The organism is Streptomyces sp. RG80 (assembly GCF_040446465.1).
Classification (GTDB): Bacteria; Actinomycetota; Actinomycetes; order Streptomycetales; family Streptomycetaceae; genus Streptomyces.
Window position 1 is genome coordinate 174392 of the sequence record NZ_JBEAAJ010000007.1, and the last position, 16973, is coordinate 191364.

Below are 16973 nucleotides of genomic sequence, written 5' to 3' on the forward strand. Positions count from 1 at the left end.
GGTCAGCCCACCTTGTCGGCGAGGTCGCCCGCCAGGCCGTTCAGCACCGACTCGGCGCCCTTGCCGCCGTAGATCTCCTGGAGGGCCGCGGCCCAGCTGGTGGTGGCGTCGAAGAACTGCGCCTGCGGAGTGAACTGGATCTTCGTCTGGTCGACGACCGCCTCGAAGGTCTCGATGAAACCGGGCAGGCTCTTCATCTTGTCCTTGTACGCGGGGTCGTCGGCGACCGACTTCCGCACCGGGTCGATGTGGTTGTGGGTGATCGCGCTCCTGCGCAGATGCTCCTTGCCGGTGGCCCACTGGAGGAACAGCCAACTGGCGCTCTTCTTCTTGCTCTTGGCGTTCATGCCGAGCGACCAGATCCACATGTTGGTGGCGAGCGACCCGCCCGGACCCTTGGGCCCCGGATGGAAGGCGATCTTCCCGGAGGCGGGCGAGGCCCCCTGCACCGCCTGGAAGTAGGCGGCCGTGTCGGCGTCGAACAGCATCCCGGCCTTCTTCGCGCCGAGGTCGCTGGAGCACTGGTACCAGCTGTACGAGGTCCAGGACGGCGGCCCGCCCTGCTTGACCATGGCCGCCCAGTCCTCGGTGAAGCGGATCGCCTCCGGGGTGTTCATCGCGGGTGTGAGCTTCTCACCGCTGACCGTGAAGTCCTTCAGCCCGTTGCGGGCGTACATGGTCATGAAGCCGGGGTGGATGGTGGCCCAGCTGCGGGAGCCGCGCACGGCGATCCCGTACATGCCGTCGAACCCGGCGCCGGGCGCCTTGTCCTTGATGGCGCCCGCGATGTCCCGCAACTCGTCGAAGGTCTCGGCCGGTCGGAGGCCGAGCTTCCTGAACACCTCGGTGTTGTAGGCGACGACGTTGGTCTCCCACCCCCACGGCAGCGCGTACTGCCCGCCCTGCCCGAGCGGAGCGCCCGCCTTCAGTGACCACTGGTCGGCCTGGAGCAGGTTGGGGAAGAAGTCGGCCTGGTCCCATTCGGCGCCGGTGGCGGCGGAGTTGCGCATCCACGGCCCGAGATCCTCCAGCCAGCCCGGCGGCCCGTACTGCCACACCATGTACGCGCCGAGCATGAAGACGTCGTAGGAGGCGCGGCCGCCGGCCAGGTCCACGGTGAGCTTGTCGAAGTAGTTGTCCTCGGGGAAGACGTCGTACTCGACCTTGATGCCGGTCTTCTCGGTGAACGCCTTGAGGTCGGCGATCAGGGCGTCCGTGTACGGGTGCTTGTTGAGCAGCGCCTTGACGGTCGTGCCCTTCTCGCGCCGCCAGTCGAAGGAGCCGGTGACGTCGTCCGCGGCCGAGCCGTCCGCCTTGTCGTCGTCCCCGCCGAACCCGGCACCGCAGGCGGACAGGACGGGGGCCGCGGCGAGGGCGGCACCGATCGCGAGGAACCGTCGGCGGTCGTGCGCGTGCGTGTCCATCCGTGACCTCCAGGTGGGGCTGGGTCCGGTGTGCCATGCGGGATAACGCGTCGAGTCGACTCGATAACAGAGGGTGTAACGCCGGAAGATGGCCGTCAATCCCTCGCGCACGGGTAAATCTCGGTGCAGAGTGAGAAGTTCACGGTTTGTGATGTGCGGGAGGCCGAGATGTCGCAGGAGGCGTGGCTGGGGATCGACCTCGGTACGCAGAGCGTCCGCGCCCTGGTGGTCGGCGCCGACGGTGGGGTTCTCGGCAGCGGTACGGCCCCCTTGGCGGGGCGGCGCGACGGGATCCGGCACGAACAGGACCCGGGGGAGTGGTGGGCGGCGGTGTGCGCGGCGTCCCGGGCGGCACTCCGCGAAGGGCCCCGCATCGGCGGCCTCGCGGTGTGCGGCACGTCCGGGACCGTCCTGCTGACCGACCCCGACGGACACCCCGCGACCCCCGCCCTGATGTACGACGACGGGCGAGCCTGGGCCGAGGCGGAGCGGCTGCGCTCGGCGGGCCTCGCGGTACAGCACACCTGGGGACTGCCCAAGGCCCTGTGGCTCGCCCGCAAGCACAGGCCGGGGACGGTCACCCACCAGCCCGACCTCGTCACCACCCGCCTGGTCGGCCGGCCCGTCCCCACCGACTCCAGCCACGCCCTGAAGACGGGGTACGACGTGCGGGGCGAGGCCTGGCCCGACGCCCCCACCCTCCCCGGCGCCCTCGTACTGCCCGACGTCGTACGCCCCGGCACGCTCCTCGGCGAGGTCTGCGCGGCCGCCGCCGAGGCCACCGGTGTCCCCGCCGGCACGCCCGTGATCGCGGGTATGACCGACGGCTGCGCGGCCCAGATCGCCTCCGGCGCCCTGCGCGAGGGCTCCTGGAACTCCGTACTCGGCACCACCCTCGTGCTGAAGGGAGCCGCCTGCGTCCCCGTCCACGACCCCACCGGCGTCGTCTACAACCACCGCGCACCGGACGGGAGTTGGCTGCCCGGCGGCGCGTCCAGCGTGGGCGCGGGTGTTCTGACGGCGGCGTTCTCGGGGGCGGACCCGGCGACGATGGACCGGCAGGCGGCGGCGCACGAACCGGCCGGTGCGATCACCTACCCGCTCGTCTCCCCGGGCGAACGGTTCCCCTTCCTCGCCCCCGACGCCACCGCCCTGGTCCTCGGCGAACCCGCGGGCGACGCCGACCTGTGGGCCGCCCTGCTCCAGGGCGTCGCCTTCGCGGAACGCCTCTGTCTGGACTACCTCCACCACCTCGGCGCCCCCCTCGACGGCACCCTCACCTTCACCGGTGGCGGCGCCCGCAGCCCCTACTGGAACCAGCTGCGCGCCGATGTCCTGGGCCGCCCCGCCCGGGTACCGGAACAGACCGAACCGGCTCTGGGCATGGCCGCGCTGGCCGCCCACGGCGTCACCGGCGAGGCGCTCGCGGACGTCGCCGAGCGCATGGTCCGCGTCCGCACGGTCGTGGCACCGCGGCCCGCCCGCACGGCCGTGTTCGCGGAGCCGTACGCCCGACTGGTCGACGAACTCGCCGCGCGCGGCTGGCTGCCGTCGCCGGTCGCGGCGCACGCGCGCAGCCGCCTGAACCTGGATACTGCCGAGTCATGAGCACCCCCGGCGCACCCGCCACCACCCTTCTGCTGGCCCGCCACGGGCAGACCGTCTGGCACGCCGAGAACCGCTACGCCGGGGTCAGCGACGTCGCGCTCACCGACACCGGCCGCGCCCAGGCCGAGGCGCTGGGCCGCTGGGCCGCCGCGCATCCCGTCGACGCGATCTGGACGTCCCCGGTCTCCCGCGCGGTCATCACCGCACAGCCCGCCTGCGACGCCCTCGGCCTCACCCCGCACCGCGAACCCGGCCTGCGCGAATGTGACTTCGGGGTGGTGGAGGGCCGTACCCTCGCCGAGTTCGCGGCCGAGGACCCGGCGGCGGCGGAGGCCTTCCGCGCCGATCCGGTCGCGCACCCCTTCCCCGGCGCCGAGGACCCGAGGGCGGCGGCCGCCCGTGGCGCCGGCGCCCTGCGCCGCATCGCCGCCGCCCACCCCGGCGGACGCGTCCTGGTCGTCGCCCACAACACCCTGCTCCGTCTGGTGCTGTGCGAACTGCTGCACATCCCCCTGCCCGAGTACCGCAGGGTGCTTCCCCGGCTACACAACGCGGCGGTCACCGAACTCCGTGTGACCAGCGAGGATTCCGTCGGACTTCTCTCCCTCAATGTGCCGTGTGAGCAGGGCGAGTCGTAGCACCATGGGCGCATGACGGAGATCGACACCTCGGTACCCCACTCGGCCCGCATCTGGAACTACTGGCTGGGCGGCAAGGACAACTACCCCGTGGACGAGGCGGCGGGCGATGCCTACACCGCCGTCTTCCCCGGCATCGTCACCATCGCCCGCAGCAGCCGCGCCTTCCTCGGCCGCAGCATCCGGTACCTGGTGCAGGAGGCGGGCGTACGGCAGTTCCTGGACGTCGGCACCGGCCTCCCCACGGTCGACAACACCCACGAGGTCGCCCAGCGCCACGCCCCCGAGTCGAAGATCGTCTACGTCGACAACGACCCGCTCGTCCTGGCCCACGCCCGCGCCCTGCTCACCTCCACGCCGGAGGGCGTGACCGCCTACGAGGACCTCAGCCTCTACGACCCGGAGCGCATCCTCGCGGAGGCGTCCAAGACCCTCGACCTGACCCGGCCGACCGCCCTGATCATCAGCGGCATCCTCGGTCACGTCACCGACTACGACCAGGCCCGTGACCTGCTCACGCGTCTTCTCGCCGGCCTCCCCTCGGGCAGCTACCTCTCGCTCAACGAAGGGTCCCGGGGCACCGACCCGGACTACGAGCAGGCCCAGGACGCCTACAACGAGACCGGTGCCGTCCCGTACTTCCTGCGCCCGGTCGACCAGATCACCGGGTACTTCGAGGGCCTGGAGCTGGTGGAGCCCGGCGTCGTGTCGGTGCCCCTGTGGCGCCCGGACGGCGACGCGCAGCCGGAGCCGATCGGGCAGCACGGAGGCGTGGGCCGCAAGCCCTGACGCCGCCCGGGAGGTCACGGCCGTCTCAGCAGCCCGCGTTCCATCGCCACGACCACGGCCCGCGTCCGGTCGTTGACGTCGAGCTTGGCGAACAGGCGCAGGAGGTGGGTCTTGACCGTGGCCTCCGTGATGACGAGACGTCTGCCGATCTCGGCGTTGGTGAGCCCGTCGGCCACCGCGCCCAGGACGTCCGTCTCACGCTCCTCGCCCTTGATCGCCACCTCGACCATGAGGATCCGCCCGTCGCGGGAGCGGGCCGGCTCGGCGACGCTCGCGACCTCGGGCAACCGGGTCATCCGTGCGGTGAGTTCGCGTGCGGCGGCGTCGGCGGCCCGCTCGTCCAGGGCGCCCGACCGGGCGGAGATCAGCACCTGCTCGGTAGTCCGCCGTCCGGGCGCTGTTCATCCCGACGGCGCTGCCCGCGGCCAGGCACAGCACGACGAACACCAGCCAGCCGACGAGCGCCCGCCAGGGGTGCCGGGCGCTGCTCCGCGCCATGCGTACGGTGAGTGATTTCATGTCCAACAGCCTGGTTGAGCAGGCCAGTTGGCCGACACGGGTGCTCGGTGGAACGTGGCGTCCACCGATCGGTTGACCCTCAGGGTGCGGAAAACCCCCGCGAGTCACGTCCTCGCGGGGGCTCTCCGTCTTTCCGCCTGCCGGTGAAGGTTGAGAAGACGATCACGAGGCAGGACGACTCACGCGCGCCTCAGGGCGCCAGCAGCAGCACATCCGCGCGGGACTTGGCGGCCTTGTAACGGCGGGCCACGTCCTGCCAGTTGACGACGGCCCACATGGCCTCGATGAAGTCGACCTTCTGGTTCTTGTACTGGAGGTAGAAGGCGTGCTCCCAGGCGTCGAAGACGAGGATCGGCACCGACCCCTGGCCGACGTTGCCCTGGTGGTCGTAGACCTGCTCGACGATCAGCAGCCCGCTGAGCGGCTCGTAGGCGAGGACGCCCCAGCCCGAACCCTGGGTGGTGGCGGAGGCCTTGGTCAGCTGGGCCTTGAGGTTGGCGAAGGACCCGAACGACTCGGTGATGGCGTCCGCGAGGTCGCCCACCCCGTCCACGGCCAGCGGCTCGCCGCCGCCGTCACCGGTCATGTTGTGCCAGTAGATCGAGTGCAGGATGTGCCCGGACAGATGGAAGGCCAGGTTCTTCTCCAGGCCGTTGATCGACCCCCATGACTCCTTGTCCCGCGCCTCCGCCAACTGCTCCAGCGTGTCGTTCGCGCCCTTCACATACGCCGCGTGGTGCTTGTCGTGGTGCAGCTCGATGATCTCGGGGCTGATCACGGGGGCGAGCGCGGAGTAGTCGTAGGGCAGTTCCGGGAGTGTGTAGACGGGCATGAAGACGGGTCCCCTCAAGAGCCTGTGCGCTTGTTGCAACTAGCTTGCAATAACAAGCTAACAGCAAAAAGCCCCCGTGGGGATCACACGGGGGCTTTCGGGCCGTCGGCTGCGGATCGTCGGGCGCCTCAGCGCGTGGCGCGTCCGCGCTGCCAGGCGTAGCCGGTCGCCGCCAGGAGCAGCGTCATGCCGCCGGTCGAGTACAGCTGCACCCGGGTGCCCGGCTCCCGTGCCATGAGTACGAAGATCGCGGCCATTCCCGCCATCGCCACCCAGGTCAGCACCGGGAACGCCCACATCCGCACGGTCAGCTTCTCGGGGGCCTCGCGCTCCAGCCGCCCGCGCAGCCGGAGCTGGGAGACGGCGATGAAGCCCCAGACGACCAGGATCACCGCGCCGATCATGTTGAGGAGCCAGGAGAAGACGTCGTCGGGACGCCAGTAGCTCAGCACCACACAGACGAAGCCGAAGACGCTGGAGGCGAGGACGGCCACGCGCGGGACGCCGCCGGAGACCCGGCCCAGCGCCCGCGGGCCCTGGCCGCGCGCGACCAGGGAGTAGGCGATCCGGGAGGAGCCGTAGATGTTGGCGTTCATCGCGGACAGCAGGGCCACCAGCACGACCACGTCCATCAGCCGGCCGGCGCCGGGGATGCCGAGCTGGTCGAGGGCGGCGACGTAGGGACCCTTGTCGACGACCGCCTCGGAGTCCCAGGGGACGAGGGTCACGATGACCGCCATCGAGCCGATGTAGAAGAGCGCGATGCGCCACATCGCCGTACGGACCGCGCTCGCCACGCCCCTCACCGGGTCCTCCGACTCGGCCGCCGCGATGGTCACCGTCTCCAGACCGCCGTACGCGAAGACCGAGGCGAGGACGCCGATGACGAGCCCCTCGCCGCCGTTGGGCAGGAAGTTGGTGAGGTGGCTCGTCCCGGGGGAGTCCGTGCCGGGGAGCACGCCCGCGATCGCCAGCACGCCCAGCACCAGGAACAGGCTGATCGCACCGACCTTCAGGGCCGCGAACCAGAACTCGAACTCGCCGAAGTTCTTCACCGCGGCGAGGTTCGTCGCGCAGAAGACCACCATGAACAGCGCCACCCAGGCCCACTCCGGTGTCCCCGGCAGCCAGCCCGTCACGATCTTCGCGGCGCCGATGCCCTCCAGGCCCACGGCCGTGCAGAGCAGGATCCAGAAGGACCACCCCGCGGTGAAACCGGCCCACGGTCCGATCGCGCGCTCGGCGTGCGCGGAGAAGGAGCCCGAGGAGGGATACGCGGCCGACATCTCGCCGAGCATCCGCATCACCAGCATCACGAGGAGGCCGGAGAGGGTGTAGGCGAGGACGATCGAGGGACCGGCGGCGGCGATCCCCGCGCCGGAGCCCACGAACAGGCCCGCGCCGATGACACCACCGAGGGCGATCATCGACAGATGGCGCTGCTTGAGGCCGTGGGAGAGGGAGACGTCCGGCTCTTGTGAAGCCTCGACGGAGGTGGTGCTGGGCATGGGCGTGGTTCGTCCAGTGCGTGAGACGGCAAAAACGCCCACAGTCTGGGCGGCCTCCCTGGCCAGAAGGGGAGACCGCCCACTATCCGGACGCGTCCGGTACGGAACGTGACTGTGCCGTACGGACCGTGACTACGCCGCCACGCTCGTGTAGTGCGACGCGTCGCCCTCCACCGAGTAGCTCTCCTTGCCCTCGATGCCGACCGGGATGTCACCGGCGACGGTCACCCGGTGCAGCCGGCGCGCCTGCCGGTCGTAGTTGTCGACGGCGTAGTGCTGGGTGATGCGGTTGTCGAAGAGCACGAGCTGGTTCTCGGACCAGCGGTGCCGCAGGATGTGCTCCGGCCTGGTCACATACGACTGGAGCAGGTCCAGCAGCGTGCGGGACTCGCCCACCGACAGGCCCACGATCCGCTGGGCGAACCCGCCGATGAACAGCCCGCGTTCACCGGTCAGCGGGTGCACGCGGACCACGGGGTGCGCGGTGCGGTACTTGATCGACGTGAACCGGGCGCGCTGGGCGGCCCTCTCCTCGTCGATGTCCTCCGCCGGGACCGCGTAGTCGTAGTCGTTGGTGTGCTCGGCCCACAGCGTGTCGGCCAGCTTCCGCAGCGGCTCCGGCAGGCTGCGGTAGGCGGCCGCCGAGCTGGTGATCAGGGTCTCGCCGCCGTACGGCGGGAGCGTGATGCTGCGCAGGGTGCTGGCCTGCGGCGGGTTGAGGACGAAGGTGACGTCCGTGTGCCAGTGGTTGGCGCTGCCCTGCTCGCTGTCGACGGGCAGCACGTTGGGGACGCCGTCGACGGCGGGCACCGTCGGGTGGGCGGTGGTGAGGTCGCCGAAGTGGCGGGCGAAGGCCTGCTGGCCCTCGTCGTCCAGGTTCACCTCGTCGAACACGAGCGCCTTGTGGACGTTGAGGGCCTCGCGCAGAGCGGTGACCGTCTCCTCGTCGAGCGGCTTGGCGATGTCGACGCCCGAGACACGGGCGCCGATGTGGGCGGTGACCTTGGTGATCTCGATGCTCATGGGATGTCCTCTCAGACCAGGGTGGCGGTGTACTGGTGGGCGGTGTACTGGTTGGCGGGGCGGGGGAGGCCGTAGCGGTCCCGCAGGGTCCGGCGCGGTCCGTACTCCTCGCGGAGCAGACCGCGGGCGCGCAGGATCGGGACGACGTGGTCGACGAAGAGATCGAGGCCGGACGGCAGCACGGCCGGCATGATGTTGAAGCCGTCGGCGGCACCCAGCGTGAACCACCGCTCGATCGCGTCCGCGACCTGCTCGGGCGTCCCCGCGAAGGTGAGGTGCCCGCGCCCGCCGCCGAGCCGCCCGACGAGCTGCCGCACGGTGAGGGACTCCCGCCGGGCGAGCTCGACGATCAGCGTGTACCGGCTCTTGGCGCCCTCGATGGCGTCCTCGGAGGGCAGATCGGCGGGGAGTCGGGCATCCAACTCCAGGCTTCCGGGCTCCAGTTGGAGCAGCCGCTCCAACCGGTCCACCCCGTGCGTGTAGACGATGTGGTCCTCGAGGACCTGCTCGGCCGCCCGCGCCTCGGCCTCCGTGGACCCGATGACGGGGACGATGCCCGGCAGCACCTTGATGTGCTCGGGATCCCGACCGGCCGCCGCGGTACGGGACTTGAGGTCGGCGTAGAAGTCCTGCGCGTCCTTGAGGGTCTGCTGCGCGGTGAACACGGCCTCCGCGTACCGTGCCGCGAACCGCTTCCCGTCCTCGCTCGACCCCGCCTGCACGAGCAGGGGGTAACCCTGGGGCGAGCGCGGCACGTTGAGAGCGCCCTCGACGCTGAAGTACGTCCCCTGGTGCCGAGGCGGATGGATCTTGGCGTCGTCGCCCCACACGCCGGCCGACTTGTCGCCGATGATCGCGTCGTCCTCCCAGCTGTCCCAGAGCTTGAGGGCGACATCCAGGAACTCCGCGGCACGCGCGTACCGCTCGGCGTGGGCGGGCTCGGCATCCAGCCCGAAGTTCCGAGCCGCCTCCGCACCGGCCGTGGTCACGATGTTCCAGCCCGCCCGCCCACCGCTGATGATGTCCAGCGAGGCGAACTTACGGGCCAGGTTGTAGGGCGAGTTGTACGACGTCGACGCCGTCGCGATCAGCCCGATGTGCTCGGTCGCCGTAGCCAGCGCGGTGAGCAACGTGAGCGGCTCCAGAGCACCGGCGGGGCGTTGGGCGATGTTCCCCCACAGCTGGGGACCGTCGGCCAGAAAAAGCGAGTCGAAGGTCCCCCGCTCGGCACTCTTCGCGAGTCTGACGTAGTGGTCCAGTTCAACATGAGCATGAGGATCACTCTCGGGCAGCCGCCACGAGGCTTCGTGGTGCCCGGTGCTCATGAGGAAGGCGTTGAGGTGGAGTTGGCGGGTCATGCGAGGTTCCTTTGCACGTGGTCTGCTTTTCAGCCCGTCCGGCGTTTGAGGACGAGGCCCTTTCGGGGCCGACAGCGGGGGTCTGGGGGCGCAGCCCCCAGGGATGGGACGGGTAGGGGCGGCGGGGGCGAGGAAAACTCGACGCTCACCCCACGTCCTCGGTCACCCCCAACGCCCCCAGCAACCGCTCCCGGTACTCCCCGAGCAACGGATCCCGGTACGACCGCGGATGAGGCCGCTCGATGGCCAGATCGAGCCCGACCCGCCCCTCCTCCAGCACCAGCACCCGATCCGCCAGCACGATCGCCTCGTCCACGTCATGCGTGACCAGCAACACCGACGGCCGATGCCGCTCCCACAACTCCCGCAGCAGCGCGTGCATCCTGATCCGCGTCAACGCGTCCAACGCGCCGAACGGCTCATCCGCCAGCAACAGCTCCGGCTCCCGCACCAACGACCGCGCGAGCGCCGCCCGCTGCGCCTCACCCCCGGACAACTCATTGGGCCAGGCCCGCTCGCGCCCCTTCAGCCCGACTTCCTCAAGAGCCGCCCGCCCCTTGTCCTCCCCGTCCGTCCCCAGCAGTACGTTGTCCAGCACCCGCCGCCACGGCAGCAGCCGCGAGTCCTGGAAGACCACGGACACCCGCTCGGGCGCGGTGAGTTCACCCGCCCCGACGACCTCGTGGTCCAGCCCCGCGATCGCCCGCAGCAGCGTGCTCTTGCCGGAGCCGCTGTGCCCGAGCAGGGCGACGAACTGCCCGGCGGGAATGTCGAGGTCGACACCGTCGAGGACGGTCCGTCCGTCGAAGGACCGGGTCAGCCCCCGGAGTCGGACGGCCGGCCGGGTCAGCTGCTCAGTGTGCGTCGCCATGACAGCACCCTCCGTTCGATGAGGCGGACCGTGGTGTCGGAGACGAGGCCGAAGATGCCGTAGACGACGAGTCCGACGAGGATGACGTCCGACTGGCCGTAGTTCTGGGCCTGGAACATCATGTAGCCGAGTCCGCTGGTGGCGTTGATCTGCTCGAGGACGACCAGGCCGAGCCAGGAGCCGGTGACACCGAGCCGGAGTCCCACGAAGAATCCGGGCAGTGCGCCGGGGATGACGATCTGGCGTATGAACTGGTACCGGTTGAGCCCCTGCACCTCGGCGAGTTCGACGAACCGGCTGTCGATGCCGGACAGTGCGGCGTGGGTGTTCAGATAGATCGGGATGTAGACGACGATCGCGATGATGGCGATCTTGAAGGTCTCGCCGATGCCCAGCCACAGGATGAACAGCGGGATCAGCCCGAGCGTCGGGATCGCCCGGTTGAGGTTCACCGTCCCGTCGATCAGCGCCTCCCCGACCCGGCTCAGCCCGGCCGCAAGCGCCAGGGCGACCCCCGCGACGAGGCCGATCGCGAACCCGGAGGCGGCCCGCTGGAGCGAGGTCAGGATGTCGCCGGTCAGCGTGCCGTCCGTCCACAGCCGGGCGCCGGTCTCCACGACCGTCCAGGGCGCCGGGATCGCGGCCGGGTCCAGTCGCCCCGCGGCGGAGGCGGCGGCCCACAGCGCGAGCAGGAGTGCGGGGCCGATGAGCCGGCTGGCCGGCAGCCGCCTGCCGGGGGAGAGGCCCCGCCGTCTGCGTCGTACCGCTGTCGAAGGTTCCGCGACGACCGGTGCCGTCGCTGTCGCCGTCGTGGTCACAGCACTCACTTCCGGTACTCCTCTGCTACGGACTTCGCGGCGATGCCCTCGAAGCGGTGGTCGAACAGCGAGGACACGTCGAACTTCTTCACGAACCCGCCCTCCGCCAGCAGATCCGCGGTCTCCTGCTCCCAGCGGATCGCCTCGTCCCAACTCGGCGCGAACAGCGGCTTGTTGGCGAGCGCGGCGATGCCCTGGGCCTGGGCGAGGGTCAGGTTCTGCGTCTTGACGTAGAACTCCTCGTTCCAGATGTCGGGGTTCTCGTACGCCCAGACCTGGCCCTTCGCCCAGAACGGGATGTACGCGGCGACCGCGGCGGCCTTCGCCTCGTCGTTCAGCACGGACGCCGGCGCCCACAGCAGGTTGAGCAGGTCCACCACGTCCGTGGTGATCAGCCGGGCCCCCTTCGCCTCGTACTGCGCGATGTACGCGGGCGACTGGGTGTTGGGCAGCGGGGCGATGTCCACCTGGCCGGACTGAAGGGCGGTGAAGAACTGGTTGCTGGTGAGCGGGACCAGCTTCACGTCGTCGTAGGCGAGGCCCGCCTTCTTCAACGCCCGCAGCAGCACGACACCCTGGGCCTGCCCCTGCGAGAAGGCGAGCTTCTTCCCCCGGAAGTCCTCGACCGAGCGGATGTCGCTGCCGGGCTTGGTGGCGAAGACGTAATTGGGCTTACGGGTGATGTTGATCGCGACGATCTTCGCGTCGAAGCCCTGGTAGTGCGCCTGGATCGGCGGAATTCCCGCGTTGTTGGCGAGGTCCAGGGACTTGGCGCGAAAAGCGTTGATGACATCGGGCCCGGCGGCGACGTTCAGCCAGCTCGACACCTTGAAAGGCAGTGGGCCCAACTTGGCGAGTTCGAACTGGAGTTGCTGGGTGCCGGAGTAGGACGAGACCTTCAGGCTCGTGCCGGCCGGGACCTTGTCGGCGAGCGGGGCGGCCGAGGCGCCCTCGCCTGCGGTGGCGGCGCTGGACTCGGCGCAGCCGCTGAGACCGGCGACACCGGCCGCGGCGCCCACGAGCGAGGTCAGGAACAGTCGTCGGTCGATTCCGGACGTACGGGAAGAAGGCATGGGAGAGCTCCCTGAATTGGTGCATGAGAAAAGCGCGCGGAAGAAATTTCACGCAGCAGAAACGAGCGGGTCACACGGGGCAGCGTGTCAGCAACAGAAGGCGCGACAGTGCAGGTGAGGGCTCATGGACAAGATGCTCGCCGTCATACGGAACCCCTGTCAACATTCGGAGTTTCTGAATTAAGTCCGCTCAGGTGACACGGCCAGCGGATCCCGGTAAAGCACGTCGAGCGCCACCGAACCGCCCGCCACCGCGAGCACGGAATCCGGGAAACTCGTCGGGATCACCGACCCCGACCGCTCCTTTCCGACCTCCGCCCGCAGCGCCGCGAGACAGTCCTCCCGGTGCAGGGCCCCGACCTCGGTGACGACGACGGTCTCCGGATTGAGGATGTCGAGCAGCAGCGCGGCCGCCCGCCCCGTCATCCGCGACCGGTCCAGCAGCAGCCCTACGGCCACCTGGTCACCGTCCGCCGCCCTGCGCACCAGATGCATCGGATTCACGCCCGCGATGACCCCGGCCGCCCGCGCCCGCCGGCACAGGGTCCGCTCGCTCAACTCCACCTGGAGGCAGCCCACCCGCCCGCATGCGCAAGGCTCCGTGCCGCCCCCGAGCGGCAGATGGGCGATCGCGCCCGCCTGTGAACGCGGCCCGTGATGCACCTCGTCGTTGGTGGCGAACGCCGCGTCGACCACGTTGCCGACGAACAGGTGCAGCACGCTCCGGCTGCCGCGCGCCCGACCGAACAGCCGCTCCGCGTTGACCAACGCCCGCGCGTGCCCGTCCACATGGACCGGCAGCCCGGTGCGCGCGCCGATCAGCGCCCGCACCGGCACGTCCCGCCAGCCCAGCAGCTGGTGTTCGACGACGGTGCCGGCCTCCTGGTCCACCCAGCCGCCGGCCGCGAAGCCCACACCGAGCGGCCGGCACTCCGGCGCCGCCTCCAGCAGCGCGCGCAGCCCGTCGGCGGCCCGCGCCAGCACCAGCTCCGGCTCGGTGACGCCCTCGTGCCCTATCTCCCGCGAGGCGACCACCCGCCCCCGCAGATCGAGCAGCGCGACGGTGGTGTAGGGGACCGCCACATGGACGCCGCCCACGACGAAACGCGAGGAGTCCAGGTCGACCGGCACGTGGGGCCGCCCCACACCGTTCGACCGCCGGGGCGCAGCGGCCTCCTGGATCAGCCCGAGCCGGGCGAACCGGGCGCAGTAGTCGGTCACCGAGGCGGGGGAGAGCCCGGTGACCTGGGCGATGGTGGAGCGGGCCACCGGTCCGTGCTCCAGCACGGACCGCAGCACGACACTGGCGCTGGTGCGCCGTCGGTCGGCGTCGGAGGCACGGGTGAGGGGGGAGGCAAGGGCGGTGGGCATGGCGATCATCCTCGGGAGCGGTTCCGACACTGCGCCGTCTCGGAAGGGGAGGCGCGCCGGAGCCGCCTCACCCGGGGCGGCGACAGGCGGCAGCGCTCACGCGTCGCAGGTCGACATGGCGACGCGACGTGAGGGTGAGGGCTTGGGCGACCATGGCTCGAAGGGTAGGGGTGCCGGACCGGATCCGGCCAGAGTGCACCGGCCCATTTGGTGGGACCCTACAGACGCCGTTCACACTCGACACGTGAGTGAAACGTCCCGGCCTCAGTGACCGGTGTCACGCCGTACCGGGTGTAACGGACACCCTTTGTATGGAGACCACCAAGCCGCGGCTCCACCCTTTGTCGACCGCTGACGGTGATCGGCGCGCGGCGGCCGGGATAGCGTCGCGATGTCCCTCGCCGTTCATACCCTCGCGGAGTCCCCATGAGCACCGCCGTCGCCCCCGTCCGCCCTGGCCAGGTCCTCGCCGACCTGCTGCCGGCCTCCCGTGTCCGGGACATCGCGCTCGTCGTCGGCGGCGCCGCGCTCACCGGCCTCGCCGCGCAGCTCTCGGTGCCCGTGCCGGGCTCCCCGGTGCCGGTGACCGGCCAGACGTTCGCCGTCCTGCTCGTCGGCATGACCCTGGGCGCGGGCCGCGGCTTCCTCTCCCTCGCGCTGTACGCGGTCGCGGGCGTCGCGGGCGTGCCGTGGTTCGCGGACGGCGGCTCCGGCGCGGCCGCCGCGTCCTTCGGCTACATCCTCGGCATGATCCTCGCCTCCACCGTCGTCGGCGCCCTGGCCCGCCGTGGCGCCGACCGCTCGGTGTGGATGACCGCGGGCGCGATGCTGCTGGGCGAGGCGATCATCTACGCCGTCGGCGTCCCGTACCTGGCCTACTCCGCCGACCTGTCCCTGGCCACCGCCGTCGACGTCGGCCTCACCAACTACCTGATCGGCGACGCCCTCAAGGCCGCCGTGGTCATGGGTCTGCTGCCCACCGCCTGGAAGCTCGTCAAGCGCTGACGTGATCGGGGAAGAGGCTCGCCGGGTCGTACTGCGACTTCAGCCCGGCGAGCCTCTTGCGCGTCTCACCGTCGTACAACCCCTCGCTCCGGTCCCCGGCCCCGAACGCGAAGTTGACCGTCCGCCCGAGTGACACGGGCGCGAGCAGCGCGAAGGTCGGATCGAGGATCTCCCGCGCCTTCGCCCGTTCCCCCACGGCCAACAGCCGTACCAGGAACCGCCCTTCACGCCACGGCACCGAGTTCGGCGCGGGCACGCCGAGCGCCCCGCCGAGATGATTGATCTGTACGACGACCATGGCACCGGCGCCGGGTCCCGTCCGCCGGAGCACCTCACCGGCCGCCGCGAGGTCCCACTCGCCCAGCACCGCGCTGTCCCCGTAGTACGCGTGCGGGAAGTCCGGGTCGTTGTGGATGGTGTGGCTCTCGGCGTACGGCATCTCCCGCAGTGAGTCGGCGAGCACCGGCCCGATCTCCCGCAGCGGCGCGACGAGCCGCTCACCGTCGACACCCGTGTACGCGACCCGCACGGAGACGACGTACCGCCCGCGCAGATGCGGCGGCAGACCCGGCAGGTGCGGATACGGTACGGCGGCGAAGGACGAGGTCAGCCCGTCCGGTACGGTCCGCGTCCACGCCTCGTACGCCCGCAGCACGGCCGCCGGATCGACCTGACCCCCGTCGAACGCGAGCGAGCCGCCGTACAGGGTCCGTACGGGGACGAGGCCGATCTCCAACTCGGTGACGACGCCGAAGCCGTGTCCGGCGCCGAGCAGCGCCCAGTACAGGTCGGGTTCGGACTCCCGGGTCACGTGACGGAGTCGGCCGTCGCCGGTGACGACGTCGAGGGAGCGGACATGGTCGGCCGCGTACCCGAACTCCCGGGCCAGGATGCCGAGTCCACCGCCCAGCGTGTACGACACGGCGCCGACCCCCGGCGCGGAGCCGTTGAGCGGGGCGAGCCCGTGCGGTGCGGCGGCCTCGACGACCCGGCCCCAGCGGACGCTGGCCTGGATGCGGGCGGTGCGTGCGACGGGGTCGACGCTCACCCGGTCCATGCGCCGCGTCGAGACGAGTACGCCACCGTCCACCGCGCCCTGGAGGCCGTGCCCGGTGGCCTGGACGGTCACCGGCAGCCCCTCGGCGGCGGCGTGCCGTACGGCGGCGACGACGTCGTCGGCGGAGCGGGCGGTGACGAGACGGTCGGGGCGCACCGCGAACCCCGTCTGGAATCCGGTCAGTTCCTGTGCTGTGTGGCTGTTCATGGAGCTCATGCTGGAGGCATAACCTGACAGCTTCCGTCAGGTTATGCCTCCATGGTCGTGCTCAGTGCGTGCGGACGCCCGGTCGCGGTCGCCGGGTCGACCACCACATCCCGGCCGCACCGGCTGTCAGCAGCGCGGCGCCCGCTGCTCCCAGCGGCAGCAGGTCACGAGCGGGACCGGTCTTCGGCAGCTCCTCCTCACCGCCGGGACCCACGGGCTTGTTGTCGGTGCCGAGCAGCAGCGGGGTGGCCGGGGCGTTCGGCGACGGATTCGTCGTACCGAACGGAACCGGGCCCTGCTGCCAGTACGTCTTCTTCCCGTCGCCGGTCTGCACCGGGAGACAGATCTTTCCGGTCTTTCCGAGATCGAATGAGGCGTCCACGGCGTACGACTTCGACTTACCGGCCGCGAGATTGTCGATCGGGCAGGCGAAACCGCTGTTCGAGCCCTCCGGAAGATCGCTCTCGGCAATCGAGGAGCACCCTTGAACGTTATTGACCGTGAGGCCGTCGAAACCGACGACCAAAAGCTGGATCTTTCCGCTGTCCTTGGTCCCCTCGTTCTTCACCGTGGCGGTGAGGTCGGTCTTTTCGGAACTGTTGTCGACCGAGATCTGTTCGGGCAGCAGCGTGGTCAGCTTCACGCCCGCCGGTGCCTCGTCGACGGCCTTTCCCCCCTTGCTGCTTCCGGGTCCCTCGTCCGCTCCGGCGGCGGTGGAAAAGATCAACACGGCCGAAAAAGATGCCGTGACCAGCGATCCCGCGATGGTCGTCATACGACGAGAACTCATGTTCGTCCCCCTTGGCTGCGCCTGAATTCGCAGTACTTGAAGAGCTACCACAAGATTTCTCCGCACTATGCTGGTACGGCGT

General features: G+C 70.4%; 16 protein-coding genes and 2 pseudogenes. 4 read left to right on the plus strand and 14 right to left on the minus strand.

Translation table 11 applies throughout. The features are described 5' to 3' along the window. Positions 1-2: 2 nt before the first annotated feature. A complete protein-coding gene (locus ABKA17_RS24580) occupies positions 3-1424 on the minus strand; it encodes an ABC transporter substrate-binding protein (RefSeq protein ID WP_353694378.1) in 1422 nt (473 codons plus the stop codon). A gap of 168 nt (positions 1425-1592) precedes the next feature. On the opposite strand from ABKA17_RS24580, the gene ABKA17_RS24585 reads away from it, so the two are divergent. From ABKA17_RS24585 to ABKA17_RS24595, 3 genes are read left to right on the plus strand one after another with little or no spacing between them, the layout of a single operon-like run. Then, entirely contained in the window at positions 1593-3032 is a 1440-nt protein-coding gene (locus tag ABKA17_RS24585; protein ID WP_353694379.1) for an FGGY-family carbohydrate kinase, read from the plus strand. Next, positions 3029-3670 (plus strand): histidine phosphatase family protein, encoded by a 642-nt coding sequence (locus ABKA17_RS24590; protein WP_353694380.1) that lies wholly within the window; start codon positions 3029-3031, stop codon positions 3668-3670. The genes ABKA17_RS24585 and ABKA17_RS24590 overlap by 4 nt, the downstream gene beginning before the upstream one ends. Positions 3671-3682: 12 nt before the next feature. Beyond that, positions 3683-4459, plus strand: coding sequence for an SAM-dependent methyltransferase (locus ABKA17_RS24595; RefSeq protein ID WP_353694381.1), 777 nt, complete (start codon positions 3683-3685; stop codon positions 4457-4459). A gap of 14 nt (positions 4460-4473) precedes the next feature. On the opposite strand, the pseudogene ABKA17_RS24600 reads toward ABKA17_RS24595, so the two are convergent. The 11 genes and pseudogenes from ABKA17_RS24600 to ABKA17_RS24645 all read right to left on the minus strand — a co-directional run. Continuing rightward, positions 4474-4659, minus strand: a pseudogene (locus tag ABKA17_RS24600) (response regulator transcription factor); the annotation flags it as partial. Beyond that, positions 4654-4978: pseudogene (locus ABKA17_RS47980) on the minus strand (MMPL family transporter); the annotation flags it as partial. The pseudogenes ABKA17_RS24600 and ABKA17_RS47980, both read right to left, overlap by 6 nt. Positions 4979-5168: 190 nt before the next feature. Next, positions 5169-5810: a superoxide dismutase gene (locus ABKA17_RS24605; protein ID WP_353694382.1), complete on the minus strand. Its 642-nt coding sequence runs from the start codon at positions 5808-5810 to the stop codon at positions 5169-5171. 128 nt (positions 5811-5938) lie between these two features. Continuing rightward, complete coding sequence (locus ABKA17_RS24610; protein ID WP_353694383.1) at positions 5939-7318, minus strand: amino acid permease; 1380 nt, start codon at positions 7316-7318, stop codon at positions 5939-5941. Positions 7319-7450: 132 nt separating this feature from the next. Further along, entirely contained in the window at positions 7451-8341 is an 891-nt protein-coding gene (locus ABKA17_RS24615; protein ID WP_353694384.1) for a TauD/TfdA dioxygenase family protein, read from the minus strand. A gap of 11 nt (positions 8342-8352) precedes the next feature. Beyond that, positions 8353-9699, minus strand: a complete 1347-nt coding sequence (locus ABKA17_RS24620) for an LLM class flavin-dependent oxidoreductase (protein WP_353694385.1) — start codon at positions 9697-9699, stop codon at positions 8353-8355. A 145-nt stretch (positions 9700-9844) separates the two neighbouring features. Then, positions 9845-10570 carry an ABC transporter ATP-binding protein gene (locus ABKA17_RS24625; RefSeq protein WP_353694386.1) on the minus strand — a complete coding sequence of 242 codons (726 nt, stop codon included), beginning with the start codon at positions 10568-10570 and terminating at the stop codon, positions 9845-9847. Next, positions 10546-11397 (minus strand): ABC transporter permease, encoded by an 852-nt coding sequence (locus ABKA17_RS24630; RefSeq protein ID WP_353694387.1) that lies wholly within the window; start codon positions 11395-11397, stop codon positions 10546-10548. The genes ABKA17_RS24625 and ABKA17_RS24630 overlap by 25 nt, the downstream gene beginning before the upstream one ends. Further along, positions 11394-12461, minus strand: coding sequence for an ABC transporter substrate-binding protein (locus tag ABKA17_RS24635; protein ID WP_353694388.1), 1068 nt, complete (start codon positions 12459-12461; stop codon positions 11394-11396). The genes ABKA17_RS24630 and ABKA17_RS24635 overlap by 4 nt, the downstream gene beginning before the upstream one ends. A gap of 180 nt (positions 12462-12641) precedes the next feature. Next, positions 12642-13841 carry an ROK family protein gene (locus ABKA17_RS24640; protein ID WP_502994370.1) on the minus strand — a complete coding sequence of 400 codons (1200 nt, stop codon included), beginning with the start codon at positions 13839-13841 and terminating at the stop codon, positions 12642-12644. Positions 13842-13899: 58 nt separating this feature from the next. After that, positions 13900-13986, minus strand: coding sequence for a putative leader peptide (locus ABKA17_RS24645; protein WP_353694792.1), 87 nt, complete (start codon positions 13984-13986; stop codon positions 13900-13902). Positions 13987-14258: 272 nt separating this feature from the next. On the opposite strand from ABKA17_RS24645, the gene ABKA17_RS24650 reads away from it, so the two are divergent. Continuing rightward, positions 14259-14837: a biotin transporter BioY gene (locus ABKA17_RS24650; RefSeq protein ID WP_353694390.1), complete on the plus strand. Its 579-nt coding sequence runs from the start codon at positions 14259-14261 to the stop codon at positions 14835-14837. Here ABKA17_RS24650 and ABKA17_RS24655 read toward each other — a convergent pair. Together ABKA17_RS24655 and ABKA17_RS24660 are read right to left on the minus strand one after the other, a co-directional pair. Continuing rightward, positions 14827-16110, minus strand: coding sequence for an FAD-binding oxidoreductase (locus ABKA17_RS24655; protein ID WP_502994371.1), 1284 nt, complete (start codon positions 16108-16110; stop codon positions 14827-14829). The genes ABKA17_RS24650 and ABKA17_RS24655 overlap by 11 nt on opposite strands. A gap of 52 nt (positions 16111-16162) precedes the next feature. Beyond that, on the minus strand, positions 16163-16891 hold the full coding sequence (locus ABKA17_RS24660; protein ID WP_353694793.1) for a hypothetical protein: 729 nt from the start codon (positions 16889-16891) through the stop codon (positions 16163-16165). Positions 16892-16973: the final 82 nt, after the last annotated feature.

Excerpts from the sequence above, each read along its gene's own strand:
- ABKA17_RS24590 (WP_353694380.1), top strand. The coding sequence starts at position 3,029 with ATGAGCACCCCCGGCGCACCCGCCACCACCCTTCTGCTGGCCCGCCAC.
- ABKA17_RS24650 (WP_353694390.1), top strand. The coding sequence starts at position 14,259 with ATGAGCACCGCCGTCGCCCCCGTCCGCCCTGGCCAGGTCCTCGCCGAC.
- ABKA17_RS24625 (WP_353694386.1), bottom strand. The coding sequence starts at position 10,570 with ATGGCGACGCACACTGAGCAGCTGACCCGGCCGGCCGTCCGACTCCGG.
- ABKA17_RS24620 (WP_353694385.1), bottom strand. The coding sequence starts at position 9,699 with ATGACCCGCCAACTCCACCTCAACGCCTTCCTCATGAGCACCGGGCAC.
- ABKA17_RS24645 (WP_353694792.1), bottom strand. The coding sequence starts at position 13,986 with ATGGTCGCCCAAGCCCTCACCCTCACGTCGCGTCGCCATGTCGACCTG.
- ABKA17_RS24585 (WP_353694379.1), top strand. The coding sequence starts at position 1,593 with ATGTCGCAGGAGGCGTGGCTGGGGATCGACCTCGGTACGCAGAGCGTC.
- ABKA17_RS24610 (WP_353694383.1), bottom strand. The coding sequence starts at position 7,318 with ATGCCCAGCACCACCTCCGTCGAGGCTTCACAAGAGCCGGACGTCTCC.
- ABKA17_RS24595 (WP_353694381.1), top strand. The coding sequence starts at position 3,683 with ATGACGGAGATCGACACCTCGGTACCCCACTCGGCCCGCATCTGGAAC.
- ABKA17_RS24615 (WP_353694384.1), bottom strand. The coding sequence starts at position 8,341 with ATGAGCATCGAGATCACCAAGGTCACCGCCCACATCGGCGCCCGTGTC.
- ABKA17_RS24605 (WP_353694382.1), bottom strand. The coding sequence starts at position 5,810 with ATGCCCGTCTACACACTCCCGGAACTGCCCTACGACTACTCCGCGCTC.
- ABKA17_RS24635 (WP_353694388.1), bottom strand. The coding sequence starts at position 12,461 with ATGCCTTCTTCCCGTACGTCCGGAATCGACCGACGACTGTTCCTGACC.
- ABKA17_RS24640 (WP_502994370.1), bottom strand. The coding sequence starts at position 13,841 with ATGATCGCCATGCCCACCGCCCTTGCCTCCCCCCTCACCCGTGCCTCC.
- ABKA17_RS24655 (WP_502994371.1), bottom strand. The coding sequence starts at position 16,110 with ATGAGCTCCATGAACAGCCACACAGCACAGGAACTGACCGGATTCCAG.
- ABKA17_RS24660 (WP_353694793.1), bottom strand. The coding sequence starts at position 16,891 with ATGAGTTCTCGTCGTATGACGACCATCGCGGGATCGCTGGTCACGGCA.
- ABKA17_RS24580 (WP_353694378.1), bottom strand. The coding sequence starts at position 1,424 with ATGGACACGCACGCGCACGACCGCCGACGGTTCCTCGCGATCGGTGCC.